The 20,025-nt window shown below is 54.4% G+C and carries 19 protein-coding genes; 5 read left to right on the forward strand and 14 right to left on the reverse strand.

Going from position 1 to position 20,025, the window contains the following annotated elements; all coding sequences use genetic code 11:
• Positions 1-214 precede the first annotated feature (214 nt).
• The 7 genes from EDM57_RS01840 to EDM57_RS01870 form a co-directional block, all read right to left on the reverse strand.
• A complete protein-coding gene (locus tag EDM57_RS01840; RefSeq protein WP_122903080.1) occupies positions 215-985 on the reverse strand; it encodes a 3-hydroxyacyl-CoA dehydrogenase in 771 nt (256 codons plus the stop codon).
• A gap of 231 nt (positions 986-1,216) precedes the next feature.
• Entirely contained in the window at positions 1,217-1,873 is a 657-nt protein-coding gene (locus EDM57_RS01845; RefSeq protein ID WP_148039088.1) for a hypothetical protein, read from the reverse strand.
• Between the two features lie 607 nt (positions 1,874-2,480).
• Positions 2,481-3,491: a tripartite tricarboxylate transporter substrate binding protein gene (locus tag EDM57_RS01850; protein ID WP_425455759.1), complete on the reverse strand. Its 1,011-nt coding sequence runs from the start codon at positions 3,489-3,491 to the stop codon at positions 2,481-2,483.
• A 22-nt stretch (positions 3,492-3,513) separates the two neighbouring features.
• Positions 3,514-5,040, reverse strand: a complete 1,527-nt coding sequence (locus tag EDM57_RS01855) for a tripartite tricarboxylate transporter permease (RefSeq protein ID WP_122903082.1) — start codon at positions 5,038-5,040, stop codon at positions 3,514-3,516.
• A 3-nt stretch (positions 5,041-5,043) separates the two neighbouring features.
• Positions 5,044-5,517, reverse strand: coding sequence for a tripartite tricarboxylate transporter TctB family protein (locus EDM57_RS01860; protein WP_122903083.1), 474 nt, complete (start codon positions 5,515-5,517; stop codon positions 5,044-5,046).
• A gap of 252 nt (positions 5,518-5,769) precedes the next feature.
• Entirely contained in the window at positions 5,770-6,783 is a 1,014-nt protein-coding gene (gene adhP / locus EDM57_RS01865; protein WP_122903084.1) for an alcohol dehydrogenase AdhP, read from the reverse strand.
• Positions 6,780-6,998: a hypothetical protein gene (locus EDM57_RS01870; RefSeq protein WP_122903085.1), complete on the reverse strand. Its 219-nt coding sequence runs from the start codon at positions 6,996-6,998 to the stop codon at positions 6,780-6,782. The genes adhP and EDM57_RS01870 overlap by 4 nt, the downstream gene beginning before the upstream one ends.
• 59 nt (positions 6,999-7,057) lie before the next feature.
• Between EDM57_RS01870 and EDM57_RS01875 the strand changes: the two genes are divergently transcribed.
• From EDM57_RS01875 to EDM57_RS01890, 4 genes are read left to right on the forward strand one after another with little or no spacing between them, the layout of a single operon-like run.
• Positions 7,058-8,206: an iron-containing alcohol dehydrogenase gene (locus tag EDM57_RS01875; RefSeq protein WP_122903086.1), complete on the forward strand. Its 1,149-nt coding sequence runs from the start codon at positions 7,058-7,060 to the stop codon at positions 8,204-8,206.
• A 9-nt stretch (positions 8,207-8,215) separates the two neighbouring features.
• Complete coding sequence (locus EDM57_RS01880; protein ID WP_122903087.1) at positions 8,216-9,529, forward strand: sensor histidine kinase; 1,314 nt, start codon at positions 8,216-8,218, stop codon at positions 9,527-9,529.
• Positions 9,498-10,961 carry a sigma-54-dependent transcriptional regulator gene (locus EDM57_RS01885; RefSeq protein WP_122903088.1) on the forward strand — a complete coding sequence of 488 codons (1,464 nt, stop codon included), beginning with the start codon at positions 9,498-9,500 and terminating at the stop codon, positions 10,959-10,961. The genes EDM57_RS01880 and EDM57_RS01885 overlap by 32 nt, the downstream gene beginning before the upstream one ends.
• Positions 10,962-11,006: 45 nt before the next feature.
• Positions 11,007-12,254: a benzoate/H(+) symporter BenE family transporter gene (locus EDM57_RS01890; RefSeq protein ID WP_122903089.1), complete on the forward strand. Its 1,248-nt coding sequence runs from the start codon at positions 11,007-11,009 to the stop codon at positions 12,252-12,254.
• 152 nt (positions 12,255-12,406) lie between these two features.
• Here the strand turns inward: EDM57_RS01890 and EDM57_RS01895 are convergent, their stop codons facing one another.
• Complete coding sequence (locus EDM57_RS01895) at positions 12,407-13,282, reverse strand: SDR family oxidoreductase (protein ID WP_122903090.1); 876 nt, start codon at positions 13,280-13,282, stop codon at positions 12,407-12,409.
• A gap of 181 nt (positions 13,283-13,463) precedes the next feature.
• Here EDM57_RS01895 and EDM57_RS01900 point away from each other — a divergent pair, with 181 nt between their 5' ends.
• Positions 13,464-14,438, forward strand: coding sequence for a helix-turn-helix transcriptional regulator (locus EDM57_RS01900; RefSeq protein WP_122903091.1), 975 nt, complete (start codon positions 13,464-13,466; stop codon positions 14,436-14,438).
• Positions 14,439-14,485: 47 nt separating this feature from the next.
• On the opposite strand, the gene EDM57_RS01905 is transcribed toward EDM57_RS01900, so the two are convergent.
• The 6 genes from EDM57_RS01905 to EDM57_RS01930 form a co-directional block, all read right to left on the reverse strand.
• Positions 14,486-15,667 carry an MFS transporter gene (locus EDM57_RS01905; RefSeq protein ID WP_122903092.1) on the reverse strand — a complete coding sequence of 394 codons (1,182 nt, stop codon included), beginning with the start codon at positions 15,665-15,667 and terminating at the stop codon, positions 14,486-14,488.
• A gap of 344 nt (positions 15,668-16,011) precedes the next feature.
• Entirely contained in the window at positions 16,012-17,502 is a 1,491-nt protein-coding gene (locus tag EDM57_RS01910) for an MDR family MFS transporter (protein ID WP_246005714.1), read from the reverse strand.
• A 64-nt stretch (positions 17,503-17,566) separates the two neighbouring features.
• A complete protein-coding gene (locus EDM57_RS01915; protein WP_122903093.1) occupies positions 17,567-17,800 on the reverse strand; it encodes a hypothetical protein in 234 nt (77 codons plus the stop codon).
• 97 nt (positions 17,801-17,897) lie between these two features.
• Entirely contained in the window at positions 17,898-18,890 is a 993-nt protein-coding gene (gene lplA, locus EDM57_RS01920) for a lipoate--protein ligase (RefSeq protein ID WP_122903094.1), read from the reverse strand.
• 175 nt (positions 18,891-19,065) lie between these two features.
• Positions 19,066-19,287, reverse strand: a complete 222-nt coding sequence (locus tag EDM57_RS01925) for a hypothetical protein (protein WP_246005715.1) — start codon at positions 19,285-19,287, stop codon at positions 19,066-19,068.
• Between the two features lie 42 nt (positions 19,288-19,329).
• Positions 19,330-20,025, reverse strand: a complete 696-nt coding sequence (locus EDM57_RS01930) for a response regulator transcription factor (protein WP_122903095.1) — start codon at positions 20,023-20,025, stop codon at positions 19,330-19,332.

The following is a 20,025-nucleotide window of genomic DNA, read 5'->3' on the forward strand; positions in this document are numbered from 1 at the left end:
ATCAATTTCACCTATATTTTGGAAAAGAATGAAAAGCGTCCAAAAAGAACAATCCCGCTAATGTTCTCTGCCAAACAAAAAAGGCGTCTCGAAGTCGAAAGATCGACTTTGGAGACAGCCCATACTTTCACCATCCATAAAAAACAGAACCTCTCACCACATCAAAACACAAAGCTTGAACCAACAAGCCTGCCCGCTATCTTCACCCTTCCACTCACTTCGGCGGCATCCGAATCGCCCCGTCCAGCCGAATCGTCTCTCCGTTTAACATCGGGTTGGTAATAATGCTGTGCACCAATCTGGCGTATTCGCCGGGCTGACCCAGCCGCGATGGAAAAGGAGCAGTTGCTCCCAGCGCGTCTTTTACAGAACGCGGCAACTTGTCAAACATCGGCGTATCAAACAAGCCGGGAGCAATCGTCATCACCCGAATCCCGTACGGTGCCAGATCGCGTGCCAATGGCAATGTCATGCCGACGATTCCGCCTTTGGAGGCGCTGTAGGCTACCTGCCCCACCTGCCCGTCAAAAGCGGCGACAGAAGCGGTATTGATGATGATACCGCGCTCGCCCGTGCTGGCAGGTTCATTTCCTGCCATCTGCTCGACCGCCAGGCGCACTACATTGAACGTGCCGATCAGATTGACTTGGATGACTTTGGCAAATGACTCCAACGAATGCGGACCATTTCTGGACAGCGTCTTTTGCCCCAGGACCACGCCCGCGCAATTGATCGCCGCATGAATGGTGCCAAAGGCTCCTGCTGCGCGGTCAATCGCCTCGCGTACGCTCGCCTCGCTCGTCACATCCGTCTGTACAAACAGGGCTTGCTCACGCCCCAGCTCGCTGGCGAGTGCGTACCCCCGTTCGAGATCCAGATCAAGAATGGCTGCTTTTCCTCCGTGCTCCACCACATTCCTTACTGTGGCTTCCCCCAATCCGGAAGCTCCACCCGTAACAATGGCAACCACATCCCGAATTTCCACGCCATTCTCTCCCTTCCTTCAAATCGGCATTGGCAACCTATGCAAGTTTTGTACCAACTCACCAAAACGTTGTCCGCTCTCGCTTTGGCGAAAAAACTGCTGTCCATGTCGTGATCCGTGAACATACTCGTAGCGGACAGTTACGGCACCTGTGTCCGCTTGCATCAGATTTCTTGACAATCCGGCTAAGCTATGCTACCGCAGGTTCTTCTCCTAAAAGTACAAATTAATTTAGTCCTTATTTATTGTAATTAACATTTCCTCATTGAAGAACTCTTCAGCAGAGATTAGTTTGCAAAATCCTGAAAGATCCCCTAAATCAAAAATAAACGGTGTTTTCAGGTCTGGATTTAAAATTACCATGCGATGCTCAATTTGATAGGCTAAAGAAATGTCTTTCCAAAAGAAAATATCCAGAGCCCCGTCTTTAAACGCATTTAATTGTTCAATATGATTTTTTGAAAAATCAACATACTTGATAAATGAAGCGATATACGAAATCTTCTTCTCTCGAAAACGTTCTTGAATCCGCTTAACGAAATCAACTGCTCTAATAACTAGTACATATTTACCGAAATCTTTCGGGAACCGCTCCTTCTGCTCATCAGTAAACAACGCTTTTACTTCAATTTGCTTGTCATTTTCTTTAATTATTTCTAAAATACCTGAACTTATCGCCGCAGTACAAAATACGGGTTGATATATACAATCATCTCTACGTAACGTCATTCTCAACACATTTCCAATTGGAATGATCTCTCCTGTTTTCTGGCTAATAAGTTTAACATCCGTTAAATCGTTCATAACCGCAGTAGCCTCTAAAATATCCCCCCTCCCTTTATACCTAGTAGCTTTTTCTAAGTCTATATAATATTTAAGATTATTCATGTACAGCATCCCTTTTTGAAGCTTCTCAAGATTCTCCTTAGAATCAGAAAACTTTAAGAAATATAAAACAGTATGTTCGTACTCTGGAATAGATGATAGTAGTTTCAACAAATGTCAATCCTTTCACTGTAATCTTATTCTCCCGTAACCCGATATTGCAGTTATCCTTGATGACAATTTACTGTATAAAATTCTGCAAAACAATTCGGATAATGTTAAAAGAGTCACATATGACGAAACTCGTGTATCGAAATTTACTAAAGTATTGAATAATTGGAGAACTAATGCGAACTTGTTTTAAGGAAAAAAATCATATAAAACAATTGCAGAGGAACGAAAGATGAGCATTACTTCATTATCATAAGCGTATGGAGATATCGCGAGCTTGATTGCGGATTGCCTCTGAACGTTCGCCATCTACTGCCTATTCCCAAGCAGCGTTATGTCTGCCACTTGTCTCTCTTCCACGCGATCAGCGACGTCTGCCAACAGCCAAGCAATTAAGCCGCTACACCAAAAACCCCGGAAAAAGAGCGGCGTGCCCTTTTCCGGGGTTTTACATGTTCGACTGCTCATGCGAACTGCTTTTTCCGGCCCTCATCCCTGTCTACTTGCGAATGCCTTTTTTCATCGCCAGCTCAGTGTACACACTCGTCTCCTTCTCCGTGTCCTGCGTAAACTGCTGGCGATTGGCATAGGCAGGCTCGACCTGTATGTCGCTGAGCTTTTGCAAAAAGGCCGGGTCGCTCGTCATTTTGGCGATGCCTTCCTCCCACTTTTGGATGACCGAATCAGGCGTCCCTTTGGCAAACGACACTCCGGTCCACCAGAACACCGTCAGCCCGTCGATGCCCTGCTCCTGTGCAGTAGGGACATCAGGCAAAAACGGGCTTCGCTCCGCTCCGGCAACTGCGAGAATTTTCACCTTGCCCGCCGCAAGCATCGGCATGATTTCGCCGACTGTATGCACCGCCAATACCGCGTGGCCGCCCGCTACTTTGGGGACGGAATCGGAAGCGCCTTTGGTCACGATCATCCTCGTCCTGGAAAAATCCGCACCAATCGCATCCAGCCACTGGGCCACGCCAAATGCGGAAAAGCCCGCAGGCCCCACCGATGTCCACGTCAGCTGTTCCGGGTTTTCCTTGACCCACTGGGAAAAGGCGGCGAAGTCTTGCCACGGCGCGTCGGCTTTGACGGCGAAGGCGAGCGTCCCTTTGCCGATGCGCGCTGTAAAAATCTGGTCTTCATTTTGAATCGGGGAATTTTTCATCCCGGCAGCCAGCATCGTCGTGTTCGACACGTTGACCGCCAGTGCCGTGTAGCCGTCGTTTTTCGCCTGCTTCAAGGCAAATTCCGCTCCCACGGCACCGCCGCCGCCCGGCTTGTTGACAACGACAATCGGCTGGCCCCATTCTTTGCTCAAATAGTCAGCGGTGGCTCTGGCGACGAGGTCGACGCCGCCTCCGGCCGAATACGGCACGATGTACTCGATTTGCCGGGTCGGATAGGCCGCTGCCGTTTCGCCCTGGCCGGACTCCCCGGTCGCGCAGGCGCTCACGGTTGCCGCCAGCAAAAAAGACATTGTGACCGACACCCATTGTTTGTATCTTTTCACTACTTTTCCTCCCGTCTTTCCACTAGGCTACGTCCACGCCTTTTTTCTGCTCCTCATGCAAGCGCTGGCGGGTTCGCCTGTTCAACAAAAGGGATACGATCAACAGCACCACAGCTGCAAGCAAAATCGCCAGCGACAAAGGGCGGGACAGCACGAAACCGAGCGAGCCGCTTCCCATCGCCATCGTCTGGATGAACGATTCCTCCAGCAACGGCCCGAGAATAAAGCACAAAATCAGCGGCACGACAGGCCATTTATACTTCACAAACAAGTAGCCAAGCCCGCCGAACAAAAAGGCAATCCAGACGTCAAACATGCTGTTGCGCACGCTGTACGCCCCAATCGTACACAGCAGCAAAATAACAGGAGCCATGATGCCAAACGACACCCTGGTCAGTTTCACCCAGAGCCAGACCATCGGCAAATTCAGCACCAAAAGCATCATGTTGCCGATGAACATGGAGGCGATTACCGTCCAGACGAAGTCCGCATGCTGCGCAAACAACACCGGGCCAGGCGTCAGCCCGTAGATCATCAGGCCCGCGAGCAGAACAGCGAGCGGCGGAGAAGACGGGATGCCGAGCGAAAACAGCGGGATGAAGCCCGCGCTGCTGGTCGCGTTGTTGGCCGCTTCCGGCGCTGCCACCCCTTCTATCGCTCCGTGTCCGAATTTCTCCGGCTGACGGGAAACTTTTTTCTCCAGATCGTACGCCAAAAAAGCGGTAATCGCCGCCGAGCAGCCAGGAAGCAGCCCGAGAAAAAATCCGACAAGCCCGCCTCTAAGCATCGGCGCGGCGCTTTTTTTCATGTCTGCCTTTTGCGGATAGACGCTGCCGGGTTTGCCAACCACGGTCGCCCTGCGTTTTTCCGCGATGCCCTTGAGCACCTCGGTAATCGCGAACAGCCCGATGATAATGCTAATCATGTCCAAGCCGCCCACGAGCGACGAGAAACCGTAGTCAAAGCGCGGCATGCCGGACGATGGCCCCAGGCCGACCAACGAGAGCGCATAGCCGAACGCGCCCATCAAAAACGATTTCAACAGCGAACCGCCCGACAGGCTGACCATCAAGGTGAGCGCGAGCAGCATCAGCGCGAAATATTCAGGCGGCCCGAACTTCAATGCCTGATCGGCGAGCAGCGGCGCAAAAAACACCAATCCGATCACGCCAACTACTCCAGCGACAAACGACGCGATGGCCGAGATGCCGAGCGCAGGCCCGCCCTTTCCCAGTCGGGCCAGCGGATAACCATCCAGACAGGTAGGTACGGACGACAGCTCGCCCGGTATGTTGAGCAAAATCGCCGTGGTAGAGCCGCCATACATCGCCCCGTAGTAAATGCCAGCCAGCATAATCATCCCCTGCGTTGGCTCCAGCACGGTCGTCACTGGCAAAAGGATCGCAATCGCCGAAGTAGGCCCCAGCCCTGGCAGCACCCCTACAAAGGTGCCGATCAAAGCTCCGAGGAATGCCATGAGCAAATTTTCCAGGCTAAAAGCAGTCGCAAATCCGGCCAGCAAAAGCTGCAGCGTTTCGATGGTCAGCACCTCCTACCACAAATCTCCGCCAGGAAAAGGCAATTGCAGCCACAAAACAAACACCGTGTACATCGCGCCCGTCAACAAAAGCGAATAAAAAACGGCGACGTACCACCGATAAGAGCCGATCAACATAAAAAAGACAACGGAAGCAAGCGCCGTAGCAAGCAAGTAGCCCAGCACGCCAATCAGCCACGCATAGAGTAAAAGACTCAACCATGCATACAAGACGCGCGTTCCTTCGTATCCCGGCGCAAATGTCTGACGCGGCGGCGCAGCTTGCGCCTTGCCGGGATAAGACTGTACCAAAAGCACACCTCCGAGCATGACAAAGAAAAACCCCAGTATCGCCGGCAGCGTGTGGTCTCCTGCAAACATGTACTGCGCATAAGCTTGTAACCGATACGCCTCCAGCGAAATCATGACGCCAATCACCATGCAAATAAGCGCGCCAATCCAATCAGCCCGGTTGTGCGGGCGTTTCACAAGCACCACCTCAGCTTCTGGAAAGCTATCATCAGCCTATGGCACATTCGCCTATTGGGTGCAGGTAAAAATTTCGTTACCAGTTTCTTCCAAATCAACAATGGCGTCGGTTTACCAATTGATTTGGTCACTCGTATGGATGATGACTGGAAAACAATGCCGCATTACAAGCGTACGCCAGTAAAAAAACTGCCACCCGCCAGTCAATAAAACCGACTGGCGAGCGGCAGCTCCCTCTTCTCCCTTATACGATTATTCCATCGTCAAAACGACGCGGCCATTGACTTGGCCTTTTTCCAGGCGCTCCATCACCTCATTGATGTTGTCCAGCGGCTGGGTTTCAATGATGGCGCGGACTTTGCCGCGCGCCGCGAAATCGAGTGCTTCCTGCATGTCTTTGCGCGTTCCGACAATCGAGCCTTTGACGGTTACGCCATTGAGCACGGTATCGAAAATCGGGATTGGCAGCTCTGCATTCGGCAAGCCGACTACGACGAGCGAACCGCCGCGGCGAACAGACTTGTACGCTTGCTCAAACGCCTTTTTCGTCACCGCTACACTGATTGCGCCATGCACGCCGCCGACTTGCTCCTGAATCGCCTGCACCGGATCCGTCTCGCTGCCGTTAACCGTCAGGTCTGCTCCCAGTTCTTTTGCCAAGTCCAGTTTTTCCTTATGAATATCCACCGCGACAACGTTGTAGCCCATCGCCTTCGCATATTGCAGCGCGATGTGGCCCAGGCCGCCGATGCCGTAAATCGCTACCCATTCGCCCGGCTTCACGTTTGCGACTTTCAATGCCTTGTAAGTAGTGACGCCCGCACACAAAATCGGCGCTGCTTCCACATCGCCAAGCTCATCCGGGATACGGGCAACATACGCTGCCGGCGCCACGCAATATTCTGCGTAAGCCCCATCTGCGGAGTAGCCGCCATTGAGCTGCTTTTGGCACAGCGTTTCCCAGCCTGTCAGGCAGTATTCGCATTCGCCGCACGCCGAGAACAGCCACGGAATGCCTACGCGATCACCCAGCTTGAGCGACGTGACGCCTTCGCCGAGCTTTTCAACCACGCCTACGCCTTCGTGTCCCGGAATCAGCGGCAGCTTTGGCTTGACTGGCCAGTCCCCGTGTGCGGCATGCAAGTCAGTATGGCAGACGCCGCACGTCTTGATTTTCACCAAAACCTCGCCGTAGCCGACCTCTGGAACTGGTACTTCCTTCACTTCCAGCTTTTGATGGAACTCGTTGACCACTGCTGCTTTCATTTTGATCTTCCCCCTTTTTTCCCTCTGGGCATATGTATGCCTGTTGAGCGGTGAGCCGCTTCTGCCTCTAAATGAATTGCAAGCAGCATGCCAAAATGTAAGCGCTTTATATTCCGCGCTTTTTCACGATCATCCACAAAAGTCCACACGCAAACCGGCCGATTTTTCGGCCCATCCAGCCAAAAAATCGGCCCATCTGCCAAGCTTTTGGCCAAAAAAGGGGATTCCTCCCTTTTTGCGGTATTATTACATAGCGGAAAAAGGGGGTAAACGCATGCAAATATCCAAGTTCATGACACCGGAGATCATCTTCGGAAACCAGTCCATCGGCCAGGTCGGGGAAAGCCTTCGCCGATTGGGGGCCTCCCGTGTTTTTCTCGTCAGTGATCCCGGCGTTGTGCAGGCGGGCTGGGTCGAACGGATCATTCACTACTTGCGGCAGCAACACCTCGATTATCATCTCTGGACAAATGTAACCGCCAATCCGAAAGATTACGAGATTCACGCCGGAATCGCCGCTTACCGCGCGGGCGAATGCAACGCAATTCTCGGCGTTGGCGGCGGCAGCGCCATTGATGCGGCCAAAGCCATCGCCCTGTTGGCCACCAACGAAGGCAGCATTGTGCAGTACGAAGGCGTGGATCGGATCATGCATCCGCTTCCGCCCATGGTCATGGTGCCGACCACTGCTGGCTCCGGCTCGGAGGTATCGCAGTTTTCCATTATTGTCGACAGCGAGCGAAAAGTAAAAATGACAATCGTCTCCAAATCGCTCATTCCCGATATTGCCATCATCGACCCGCAAACTTTGATGACAAAAGACAGACAGCTCACCGCCAATACAGGCATGGACGTTCTGACGCATGCCATCGAATCGTATATTTCCCTCGCCGCGACACCGCTTACCGAGGTACACTCGTTACAGGCGATGCGGCTGATCGCTGAGCATCTGCGGCCATCTGTCGCCAGCCAGTACAACGCCGCAGCCAAACAGGCCATGGCCATGGCGAGCTTGCAGGCGGGCATCGCCTTTTCCAACGCCATCCTTGGAGCCGTACACGCCATGTCCCATCAACTGGGCGGCTTTCTCGACGCGCCGCACGGAGAAGTGAATGCGATCCTGCTGCCTCACGTACTCGAATACAACTACATTGCCGCTCCGGAAAAATACAGGCAAATCGCCGAATGCCTGGGCGAGAACACCTCGGGGCTGAGCACCCATGATGCTTCCCGCCTCGCGCTGAAAGCGGTGAAGGACCTGGCAAACGACCTCGATGTCCCCCAATCGCTTTCTGCCATCGGGCTGCACCCGGAGCAAATTGAGCTGCTCAGCTCGCTCGCCCTGCTGGACGTCTGCATGACCACCAACCCGCGTGACATGAGCGTCCAGGACGTCGCTGCCCTTTTTCGCCAGGCATTATAGGAGGCCGACATGCAGACCAAACAGGAGATATTGGAAAAGCTCACCGGAATATCGTCCTCGCGCAAAAGCTACTACAGCGAACTGGTCTATCTCGTGGAAGAAATGAAAAAGAAAAACCGCCAGCTCGCCGTCATCAACGAGCTGACGCAAATCCAGATCAACGCCACCTGGCCGCAAACGAGCAGCTATCTCGCCGCGCAACTGTCGCAAATTCTCGCCTTCGAGCACTTTGCACTCACGATTGTCAAAGGCGGCATGCCCGCTTCCTACTTGTGCATCTGGACCGACTCCGACTGGCAATGCCGCACCTTGCCTCAGCCTGCAGCTAGCGATCCGGCGCTGTTTATCGAGCAGATTCACCAGAAGCTCGCGGAGGTGCTGCCGCAGCATTTTGCCACGTCTGTGCCGCTGCGCAGCCAGTTGAACCAGACGTTCGGCTTTTTGACCCTGCTGCAAAAGGAGCAGCGCCAGGCAGACAAGGAGGAAGCAGAGCTGATCCAGCTCGTCGCCAGACACGTTGGCGTCGTCGTGGAAAACAGCCTGCTGTTCCAGGATGTGAACGAAAAAATCAAGATCGAAGCCCAACTGATCCAGTCTGCGAAAATGGCGGCGATCGGCGAAATGGCGGCCGGAATCGCCCACGAGCTGAACAGCCCGCTGACTGCGATTCTCGGCAATTCCCAGTTGCTCATGCGCGATATGGCGGATAGCCCCACGGCCCCACTCATGCGGGACATTTACCAATGCGGGGTGCGCTGCAAAAAGATTATTCAGAACTTACTGACGTTTTCCCGACAGGAGGAATATTTGTTTGAGGCCGTTACCATCGACGAGGTCGTGGAAGATGTGCTCGGGCTGATCGGCTACCAGCTGACCGTCTCCGGCCTGACCATAACCCGGGAAATGAACGTGCCAAGCCTGCAATTCTACGGAAGCCGCCATCAAATCGAGCAAATCGTCATCAACCTGCTGCTGAACGCCAGAGATGCGCTTGCAGACAGCACGGACCCGCGGATCGTCATCCGTTCGTTTCTCACGGAAGAAGATGGCGTCCGCTACGCAGGGTTGTCCGTTTACGACAACGGGACAGGCATCCCCAAGGATTTGTTGCCGCAAATTTTCCAGCCGTTTTTCTCTACAAAAGAACGGTCAAAAGGAACCGGATTGGGCCTATCCGTCAGTCTCGGCATCGCGGAAGCGCACGGCGGCAGGCTGTTTGCGGAAAGCGAGGAGAATGACTACAGCAAGTTCACGCTGCTGCTGCCGTTGCTTGAGAGAGAGGAGGACAACCATGGAACCGAAACGGATTTTGATTGTCGATGATGAGACAGAAGTGACCACCTTTTTCACCTATTTTCTCCAGCGCAAAAACTGCGAGGTCGTCGTGGCGAATACAGGCAAAGAGGTCAAGCGGCTTTTGCATGACACCTCCTTGTCCTTTCAAGCCGCCCTCGTCGATTTGAAGCTGCCAGACGCAGACGGCCTGGAGCTTTTGCGCGAGATCAAGGCTACCCATCCTGCGTGCGAGGTGCTGATTATGACGGGCTACAGCACGATCAAATCGGCAGTCACAGCGATGCAGTGGGGTGCCAAGGATTATCTGGAAAAGCCGTTTGACGATCTGGACAGTCTGGAACAAGTGATCGACTCTGTCCTGTCTGCTTCGGCAAAACAAAAAGATGACCTATCCCAAGAAGCCGCACAATATGGTATCGTGTATTCATCAGAAAGCCCGATGGCTCAAGTAACAGCCATTGCCAAAAAATTGGCAAAAAAAGCAATCCACGTCCTGATCGAAGGAGAAACAGGCACAGGCAAGGAGCTGATGGCCCGCTTTCTCCACGGAGCGAGCAACCGCGCCCAACAGCCGTTTGTCGCCTTCAACTGCGGCGCCGTCCCGGAATCGCTTCTGGAAAGCGAGCTGTTCGGTTTTGAAAAAGGCGCTTTTACCGGGGCGATCAAATCGCGAAAAGGCTTGTTTGAGCTTGCGCACAACGGCACGCTGTTTCTCGATGAGATCGGCGAAGCCCCCCTCTCGATTCAGGTCAAACTGCTGCGCACGCTGGAAACGGGAGAATTCATGCGGGTCGGAGGCGAGCAGGTCGGCCAGAGCAACATCCGCTTCATCTCGGCCACGAACCGCAACCTGGAGCACGAAGTCGAGATGAACCGTTTCCGCAGCGACTTGCTGTATCGGCTGGAAGGAATCAAGCTCGCGATTCCTCCCCTGCGCGAGCGGACGTGCGATATTCCGGCAATCGCCCACTACTATTTGCAAAAGCGCAGCGGCACCGCGTGCGAGATCGAGCCGGACGCCCTGGAGCTTTTGCAGCGCTACGACTGGCCGGGCAACGTCAGACAGCTGCTTAACGTCATCAACCAGACCATCGCCTTGCACGAATGCGAGCGGCTGCGCGCAGAGCACCTGCCAGCCCAGCTTCGGCAGAAAGCGACGCAGCCGAAGCTGCAAGGGCGAGAGCAGCCCGCCGAAGACCAGCCGCAGCCCGGCAGCATCGAACAGGCAATTGAGCGGGAATGCGCGCGCTTCGTGGAATCGCTCACCCGCAACATCCCGTCCATCGACGGCATTGACTTCGAATATTTGCAAAAACGAATCAAGCTCCTGGAAGGGGAAATCGGGCGGGCGATCATCGAAAAGGGACTGAGCGAGACAAAAGGAGACAGGCAGTTGTTGAGTAAGAAACTGAATATCACCAAGCGGACGATCCGCTACATTCTCAATGAAAAGGGGTAATGCCTCGCCGGCCAGCGCTGATCCCCTGTTAGGAGGCAATACGTTGTGGTACCCCAAAAACAGCAATATGGGTTGATCTCCAACCTGAAAAGCATCCCGGCAGACTTTTCCCTCTCTGCCGTCATTGTCGGCCTGATCGCTACCATGGTTTCGTATGCAGGGCCGCTGTTGATCGTGTTTCAGGCAGCGCAAGGCGCGGGTCTCAGTGAAGCCGAGCTGTCCTCCTGGATCTGGGCGATCTCGATTGGCAGCGGTCTGACCGCAATCATTCTAAGTATCTGGTACAAAACACCCGTCATTACAGCGTGGTCGACGCCCGGTGCCGTCCTGCTCGTATCGAGCCTGACCGTCTATCCGTACAGCGATGCGATCGGGGCGTACCTGTTTTCCGCCGCCGTCATCACCCTGCTCGGCGTCTCCGGCTTGTTTTCCATCCTGATGAAATACGTGCCGCAGTCGATCACAACGGCCATGCTCGCAGGGATTCTTTTGTCCTTTGGCGTCGATGTGTTCGTTTCGATGCAGCATCTGCCTGCCCTGGCGTTGCCGATGATTTTTTGCTACCTGTTCGCCAAGCGCTGGTCCCCGCGCTACGCGGTCGTGCTCACACTCCTGGTCGGGCTGGCCGTCGCCTTCGGGATGGGACGCCTGAAGCTCGACTCCGTCCAGATGGCGTTGGTCAATCCCGTGTTCACGCTGCCGACCTTCTCGCTTGATGCGATTGTCGGCCTGGGGATTCCGCTGTGCATCGTCACAATGGCTTCGCAGAACGCGCCGGGAATCGGCGTCCTGAAGGCAGACGGCTACGACACGCCGGCAAGCCCGCTTGTGGCGACGACCGGGATCGCTTCGCTCCTGCTCGCTCCTTTTGGCTCGCACGGGATCAATCTCGCTGCGATTACCGCTGCCATCTGCACGGGCAAGGAAGCGCACCAGGACCTCTCCAAGCGGTACATCGCGGGAATTGCCTGCGGTGCCTTTTACCTCGTGTTCGGCATGTTCGGCGCGACAATCACTTCTGTCTTTTTCGGGCTGCCGAAGGAACTGGTTGGCGTCATCGCCGGTCTGGCTTTGTTTGCGTCGCTTAGTTCCAGTCTTGCCCAGGCGATGAGCGATATTAAGGAACGGGAATGTGCCCTCGTCACCTTCCTCGTCACGATTTCCGGCATCTCCATCGGCGGGATTGGCGCCGCCTTCTGGGGACTGATTGCCGGGGTCATCACGAATCTGATCTTAAACGGAAATGTACGGAGCTGGCTCATGCGCAAAAAGGATGTACGGCCGCTCGCCTAGCTGTACTGGCGGCGGAAAGGGCTGTTCCATTAACGTTTCTGACAGACAAAAGGGGCGTCTCAAAGTCGAAAAATCGACTTGCGAGATCGCCCCTTTTTGCGTTGTCCGTCCGTTTCCGGCGTGAGTCCGCTTGATGAAAGTCTGGTTTGCCTTTACCGATACAGCCCTTGCTCTTTGGCGTAGTTTCCCCAATGCGGGCGGCTGCCGTCCCGATCGACAAACGGATACTCGTCCGAAAGCCCCCAGGTGCTCAGCGCCTGTCCAGCCTTTTCGGCGACAGCGGGATCAGCGGCGAGCGCTGCGACTGCCCGCCCGATGTACGTTGGCGTTTCCGACATGATGAAATGAGGCTCTTTCCTGACAGCCTCTCTCCACGTCTCTTCCGTCACCCCAAAATAGTCGAGCATCTCCTCCGAACGCAGGAATCCGGGTGTCAGTGCCAGAGCGGTAACGCCATGCGGACGCAGGTCCTCTGCCATCGCCTGGGCCAGATGGATCACGGAAATTTTTGCCAGACTGTAGTACAGATTCTCGCGATACCGATAGTCGATCCCGTCCGTGATCTCGATGATGAGTCCTTTCTTTTGCTCCACCATGAGCGGTGCGGCATAGTAGCTCGTAATCATGTGCGTGTGGACTGCGCGCTGTTGCATCAGCAAACCGTCTGCCAAGGAATGCTCCCAAAACGTTTTTCCCCAGGCGGTCAACTTCTCGCCGCCCCATATGTCGTTCACCAAAATGTCGAGCTGGCCGTTTTGCTCCGCTTTTACCCGTTCGAACAGCGCTTTCACTTCGTCTTCCTGCGAATGATCGACCCGGACCGCAATGCCGACTCCGCCGCTCGCCGTCACCAGTTCCGCTGTCTCTTCAATCGTCTCAGGCCGGGCCAGGTCAGATTGCTGCCCTCTCACGCTGCGTCCCGTTACATAGACGGTTGCGCCTGCCTCCCCCAAACCGATGGCAATCCCGCGTCCGGCCCCTCTTGTTCCTCCCGCAACCACTGCGACTTTTCCTTGCAAGGCTTTCATCCTGACATTCCTCCTTTTTCGTTTCGCACCGCGTACAGCTCTCCGTCTGGTGTTGAGCTGCATGAAGGCGCTCTGTCGACCTCATGGATCAGTGTAGCGCTGTATATATGACACCATCTGTCATATTGGGTAAAGTAAAATGAAAGACATAACAAGTGACCGATCGTGAGGAGGAATTTTCATGCGGGCAGACCGACTGCTCTCGATTTTGCTGCACCTGCAAAACCACGGCCGAATGACAACCAGGCAACTGGCGGAAAAGCTGGAGGTGTCCGAGCGGACGATCCACCGGGACATGGAGGCCTTGAGCGCATCAGGCGTGCCTGTCTACGCCGAACGGGGTTCCGCTGGCGGATGGGCTCTGGCAGAGGGCTACCGCAGCAATTTGACCGGGTTGAAAACGGATGAACTGCAATCGCTCTTGCTGTCCTCTCCTTCCGCTCTCTTGAACGATCTGGGGCTTCGGGAACAGTACGAGCACGCTTTCCTCAAGCTGCTGTCCGCCTTGCCGCAGAGCGTTCAGCAGGACGCCTGGCACGTGCGGCAGCGGCTGCATATCGACGGAGCAGGCTGGCACGAATCAGACGAGTCGTTTCCGCTGCTCCAGACCATCCAGGACGCCGTCTGGCTCACCCGCAAGCTTTGGGTCCGCTACCAGCGGGAGGACGCGGTTGTCGAGCGGATTGTGCAGCCGCTCGGGTTGGTAGCCAAGCGAAGCGTCTGGTATTTGGTAGCGCAGGTCGATGAGGACATGCGCACGTACCGGATTTCGCGGTTTGCGGAGGCGAAGGTGCTGGAAGAGTCGTTCGTCCGGCCCGCAGACTTTGATCTCGCCAGCTACTGGGAAGAATCGACGAAGCAGTTCAAGGCAAGCCTCCCGCGCTATCCGGCTGTCATTCGCATTCGCGAAGAAATACTGCCCCGGCTGAAACAGGAGCGCTACATAAAAATAGCCTCCGTCCAAACCGCTTCGGAAAACGGCTGGATGGAAGCCGATGTGGAATTTCATACGCTGGATTCCGCTTGCACGCTGGTGCTTGGGTACGGTCCCGCCATTGAAGTGCTGCAACCGGATGAGCTGCGGACAGAAGTTGTAGCAAGCGCGGCTGGCATCCTGCGGCTGTACGGCGGCAATACCGCTGCCGATTCCGGATAAACAGCCTGTTGGCTGACCGCACGACTGACCACTCGGCCAATCGCCGCTTAGCTGACGCTTGCGGCGTCAGACGTCCTCGTTTCTTTTCCGCACAGGAGCAGGGCCGTCGTGCCAGCGAACAGCACCAGCGTAAATACGCTGAAAATGAACGTGTAGCTGTAGTGCAAGGACGAATAGTAGCCCACGAGATATGGCGCAATGATGCTGCCAATCCGCCCGATGCCGGAAGCAAAACCGGAGCCTGTCGCCCGCAGAGGCGTCGGGTAGTTTTCCGGCGTGTAGGCGTACAGCGCACCCCAAGCGCCGAGATTGAAAAAGGATAGCAGTGCGCCTGTTACCAGAAGCTCGGTCGTTTGGCTGCTCTGTCCGAAGGCGAATGCCATCACAGCAGTCATGAACAAAAAGCTTGCCAGCGTCTTTTTGCGGCCCCAGTTTTCCACAAGGTAGGCTGCAGCGAAATAGCCGGGCAACTGCGCCAGCGTCATCACCAGGACGTACTGGAAGCTTTTAATCATCGTGAAACCTTTGTCCACCAGCACGGACGGCATCCACAAAAACATGCCGTAGTAGGAAAAAGCAATGGCGAACCAGACCGCCCACAAGGCAATCGTTTCCCGCTTGTGCGAGGTCAGCAGCTTTTGCAATGGCACCTGCTCGGTGCGCTTATGAAACTGGGGCGACTCGGGAATAGCCCGGCGTGCGTACCACGCATACCCAATCGGCAAGGCCCCGATAATAACAGCCACTCGCCATCCGTATTCAGGAATGATGAAGTACGAAATCACCGCCGCCGCGATCCAGCCAACAGCCCAAAAGCTTTCCAGAAGCACGACCGTACTCCCGCGTTTTTCCGGGGGCGCGAACTCGTTGACGAGCGTGGAGGCCACAGGCAGCTCTGCGCCAAGGCCCAGGCCCATCAAAAAGCGGAAGAGCAGCATGGTGAAAAAGCCAGTGGCAAAAGCACTCGCGAAGCTGGCCGCACCAAACAGCAGAAGCGTAAGGAGAAAAACTGGCTTACGCCCGATCCGGTCTGCCAGGTAGCCGCCTGCAATCGCGCCAATGGCCATACCTACAAGGTTGCCAGTCCCCAAAAGACCGGCTTCTTCGGGAGACAAGCCCCATTCTTGCCTGAGTGCAACCATAATAAAGGATAAAAGGGCAACATCCATCGCGTCGAACATCCAGCCAAAGCCCGCTGCCCAAAACACTTTTTTGTACGATGCTGACATATCATTCCCTGCTTTCTTCTCGTTTGCGCGCGCATGCACGCCTTGTAAACATTTCGCGTACCGTTCGATTTTCCTGCCCGCAAATAAAAGTCCGACGATTTGCCGTTAGTTTTTCCCTTTAGGTGGGAAGGCATTAGTTTTTTAGTGTGGGGAAAGAAGTTTAGTCAGGGTTTATTAGATATTTTGAATCAGTGCAGGTGGTTACGAAAAGACATTTATCGCGATCATTAGTGGCAGCAAGGATCGCTGTAGCCACTTGTCTCCCTCGCTGCAGCTGCGATCAACCCTTTTCTTAAAAAAAACAGGTCAGAACAACGTAACTTGTCCTGACCTGCCAAAAGCGATCAATGCGCAGACGCACCTTGACCTTCCCATCCTTCTTTTTTCGGCGGAACCGCCCGCTTGATAAACAGCGAAATAATCCAGGCAAGCACAACCAGAGCGAAGGCCAGCAGGAACGCGCTTTTCATTCCCGCCATCATGGCGAGCACCTGTGCGTTGGCATCCGCCTCCTGTCCACCAAGCTGCTCCAGATAACGGCTGGTGCCGTTCGTCATGACGGTGACGAGCAAGGCCGTCCCGACTGCTCCCGACACTTGCTGCAACGTGCTGATAATGGCCGTGCCGTGTGGATAAAGCTGCGGCGGCAGTTCGTTCAAGGCGTTGGTCATGACTGGCATCATCAGCATGGAAATGCCCAGCATCAACAGCGTGTTGAAGATCATGATGGTCGCATACGAAGTAGACAGGGTAATGAAGGCGAATTGCAACAACGTGTTGCCGACGAGCGCCAGACCGATAACAGCCAGCCATCTGGCCCCGAATCTGTCGAACAGGCGTCCCGTAATCGGCGACATGATCCCCATGACGATCCCGCCCGGCAGCATGACGAGTCCTGCCTCAAACGGGCTGTAGCCAAGTGCGTTCTGGAGGAAGATCGGCAACAGCATCATCGCGGAAAACATCGCCATCATGACGATCATCATGATGACAGTCGACATCCGAAATACGGTATACGTAAAAGTGCGCAGATCAAGCAGCGGCTCGGACAGCCGCAACTGCCGCCAGGTAAACAGGATGAGGGCGACAACCCCAATCGTGATCGGCCAAAGCACCTCGTTGCTTCCCCAGCCGCCAGAACCTTCTCCTGCGCTGCTGAAACCAAACACGATGCCCCCGAAGCCGCAGGTAGACAACAGCAGGGAAAGTACATCTACGCGTGGGCGAGAAGTTTCCGTGACGTTTTTCAGCCGGAAATAGGCAAAGGTGACAACGAACAAAGCAATCGGCAACACCCCGTAAAAGAGCGCGCGCCAGCTGAAATGCTCAACGATGATGCCGGACAGTGTCGGGCCAATCGCCGGTGCAAACGTAATCACGATCCCGATTGTTCCCATGGCCGAACCGCGTTTTTCAATCGCCACGACGGACAGCACCACATTCGTCAGCAAAGGGAACAAGAGTCCCGTTCCCGACGCTTGCAGCACCCTGCCAACCAGAAGCAGGCCAAAGCCCGGTGCAATCGCCGCTGCGAACGTCCCCAGCGTGAACAGCCCCATCGCTGACAAAAACAACGTCCGTGTCGTAAAGCGCTGAATGAGAAAGGCAGTAACCGGAATCAACACGCCAATGACCAGCAAATAGCCCGTTGCCAGCCATTGCGCCTTGCTGGGAGAAATGCCGATGTCATCCATGATTTTCGACAAGGCCACGTTCAGGAGCGTTTCGTTGAGAATGGCCACAAACACGCCCAGGATCATGACCATGACGACGAGAAAATTGCTCCTGCTCCCGAACGTCCCTCCACTCTGTTTCGTTTCTTGATGATTTTCCACTTGGTTTCTCCTTTCGATCGTCCAATTGCGGGTTGTCCAATCCCTTCATCTGTTCTCCAAATCGCTAGCCCATCCTCCCCTGTTCCTTAGCTTGTGATTTCTGTTCGATTGATATAATGCCAAGCTTCACCTGAAGAGGCCGTCCCGTTGACTGCGACGATTGGGACAGCCCCTTCCCTGTCTGTGTCGTCAAAAAAATTTCCGTGGCATCGGGCGGAAGCTGGGAAACACGCTGCAAATAGTGCGTGACGCGCTCGTCATCGCCCTGCGGGTACACGAAGCCCAGAGCAGCCGCCACCTCAATGTCCTTTGTTTTTTTGCCGTACCTGGTCTTGTTCGTGCAAAAAACAACACACTAACGGCGGTCCGCGAATCTGTTTCGAACGATGCTTGTTTTAAACGATCAGCAAGGAGACGAACGCTTCCCGATCAAGGTTGCCGAAAAACTCCTGCAGGTTGACCTCGGCGAGCCGCGCACTGACCGAGGCGCGATCATAAGGCGTGTCGATAAGTCGTTCCTCCAGTTCGGCTACGTCTTTCACGCCGAAAAAGTCTCCGTATATTTTCGCCGCCTTGATTTTTCCCTTCTCAATATCAAGCTGTACCTCAATGCTGCCGATGTTGTCAAACCGCTTCGACTGACGGTAATTGCTCTTTGGCGATTTGCCGTAGTTCCAGTCCCAGCTTTGGTAACGGGCCTTGGACAGCTCGTGAATTTTCACCCAGTCTTCGTCGGTCAGATTGTATTCCTCGACCTGTCCCTCCCCGAAAATGGAATGAAGAATCGCCAGACGGAACTGCTCAATCGTCATCGGCTGCGGCAAAAATTCCGATATGTTGGCGACCCGGCTGCGAATGGACTTGATGCCCTTCGACTGGATTTTGTCTGCGTTCACTTTCAAGGCAGACACCACGTTTTCGATTTCGGAGTCAAACAGCAGCGTGCCGTGACTGAACATCCGGCCTTTGGTCGAATACTGCGCATTGCCGGATATTTTCCGCTCTCCGACCTGAATGTCGTTGCGTCCGGTCAGCTCCGCCTCGACGCCAAGCTTTTTCAACGCCTGAACGACCGGCTCGGTGAATTTGCGGAAGTTGTGAAAAGATTCGCCGTCATCGTTGGTGATGAAGCTGAAGTTGAGATTGCCGAGATCGTGGTAGACCGCACCGCCGCCAGACAGTCTGCGCACGACGTGGATATTGTTTTCCTCGACATAGGCGGAATTGATTTCTTCGATTGTGTTCTGGTTTTTGCCGATGATGATTGAAGGCTCGTTTATGTAAAACAGCAGATAATCTTCGCTTGCGGGCAAATGTTTCAGCGCGTATTCCTCAATAGCCAGATTGATGCGAGGATCTGTAATTCCTTGGTTATCTATGAATTTCATCAGACAGCCTCCATTCCAATACGATTTAACTCTCCCATCATACCATGAGCGGCTGGCAAACACCGCTAAAAGTAGTCCCTGACGAATTCCAATCGTGTGCAACGGTTTTCCATATAATAAAAAAACAGCAACCGTTCCTAAAGCCAGTTACTGTTCCATCTCACATTTTGGTTTCTCAATTCTTTCGCTTCCCCCACGGCTTGAAAACAGACAAAAGAAACAACAGGAAAAGCGAGAGCACCTGCAAGACAATCCCCGTCCACAGTTGTCCACTGTTGACGAGAAAAGCCGGGTTTTCCACCGCCGCAAGCCCTTCTGCCCTGGCAATCGTCATCGCCTGCAACGTCCACACGTACATGCCGATTGGCCCGAGCAGCACCGCAACCAGCGTGAGCACTTCCTTGGCGATGATCCAGTAGTAGCGGAAAAATCCCCAACGCTACAACTGAAAACGGTACCCGACTCCCCATACCGTTTCGATGTACTGCGGCTTGGATGGGTCACTTTCGATTTTTTCGCGCAGCTTGCTGATATGCACGGTCACGGTTGCAATATCGCCAAGGGAATCCAGTCCCCATATTTTTTCAAACAGCTCGTTTTTGCTGAACACCCAGTTCGGATGCGTCGCCAAAAAAAGCAGCAGGTCATACTCTTTCGAGGTTAGCGGAACTTCCTCGCCATTGACGTACACTTTGCGCGCCAGCTTGTCGATCCGTAATCCGCGAATGCGCAGCTCGTCCTTCGGTACCCGCTGCGCCGATTCGGACACGAGGCGGTCGTAGCGGGCCAGGTGTGCTTTCACCCTTGCCACCAGCTCTCCCAAGCTGAACGGCTTGCTGATATGGTCGTCCGCGCCCAGACCCAGCCCGCGAATTTTGTCTACGTCTTCCTTTTTGGCAGAAACGAGCAGGATCGGAATGTTTTTCGCCGCGCGCACCTCGCGCAAGATGTCAAAGCCGTCCACGACAGGCAGCATCAGGTCGAGGATGATGAGGTCGTACTCCTCTGCCAGCGCCTTTTGCAAGCCAACCTCTCCGGAGTGCGCGACTTCTACCGCAAAGCCGTTTGCTTCCAGATAATCTTTTTCCACCTCGGCGATTACCGTATCGTCTTCAATAATCAGGATGTGCTTCAT

This window comes from Brevibacillus gelatini, from assembly GCF_003710935.1.
GTDB lineage: Bacteria > Bacillota > Bacilli > Brevibacillales > Brevibacillaceae > Brevibacillus > Brevibacillus gelatini.

Bases quoted from the DNA above. Each gene is read 5' to 3' on its own strand.
- EDM57_RS01845 (WP_148039088.1), bottom strand. From the start codon at position 1,873: ATGAATAATCTTAAATATTATATAGACTTAGAAAAAGCTACTAGGTAT.
- adhP (WP_122903084.1), bottom strand. From the start codon at position 6,783: ATGAAAGCAGCAGTGGTCAACGAGTTCCATCAAAAGCTGGAAGTGAAG.
- EDM57_RS01875 (WP_122903086.1), top strand. From the start codon at position 7,058: ATGCAAATATCCAAGTTCATGACACCGGAGATCATCTTCGGAAACCAG.
- EDM57_RS01880 (WP_122903087.1), top strand. From the start codon at position 8,216: ATGCAGACCAAACAGGAGATATTGGAAAAGCTCACCGGAATATCGTCC.
- EDM57_RS01885 (WP_122903088.1), top strand. From the start codon at position 9,498: ATGGAACCGAAACGGATTTTGATTGTCGATGATGAGACAGAAGTGACC.
- EDM57_RS01895 (WP_122903090.1), bottom strand. From the start codon at position 13,282: ATGAAAGCCTTGCAAGGAAAAGTCGCAGTGGTTGCGGGAGGAACAAGA.
- EDM57_RS01900 (WP_122903091.1), top strand. From the start codon at position 13,464: ATGCGGGCAGACCGACTGCTCTCGATTTTGCTGCACCTGCAAAACCAC.
- EDM57_RS01905 (WP_122903092.1), bottom strand. From the start codon at position 15,667: ATGTCAGCATCGTACAAAAAAGTGTTTTGGGCAGCGGGCTTTGGCTGG.
- lplA (WP_122903094.1), bottom strand. From the start codon at position 18,890: ATGAAATTCATAGATAACCAAGGAATTACAGATCCTCGCATCAATCTG.
- EDM57_RS01930 (WP_122903095.1), bottom strand. From the start codon at position 20,025: ATGAAGCACATCCTGATTATTGAAGACGATACGGTAATCGCCGAGGTG.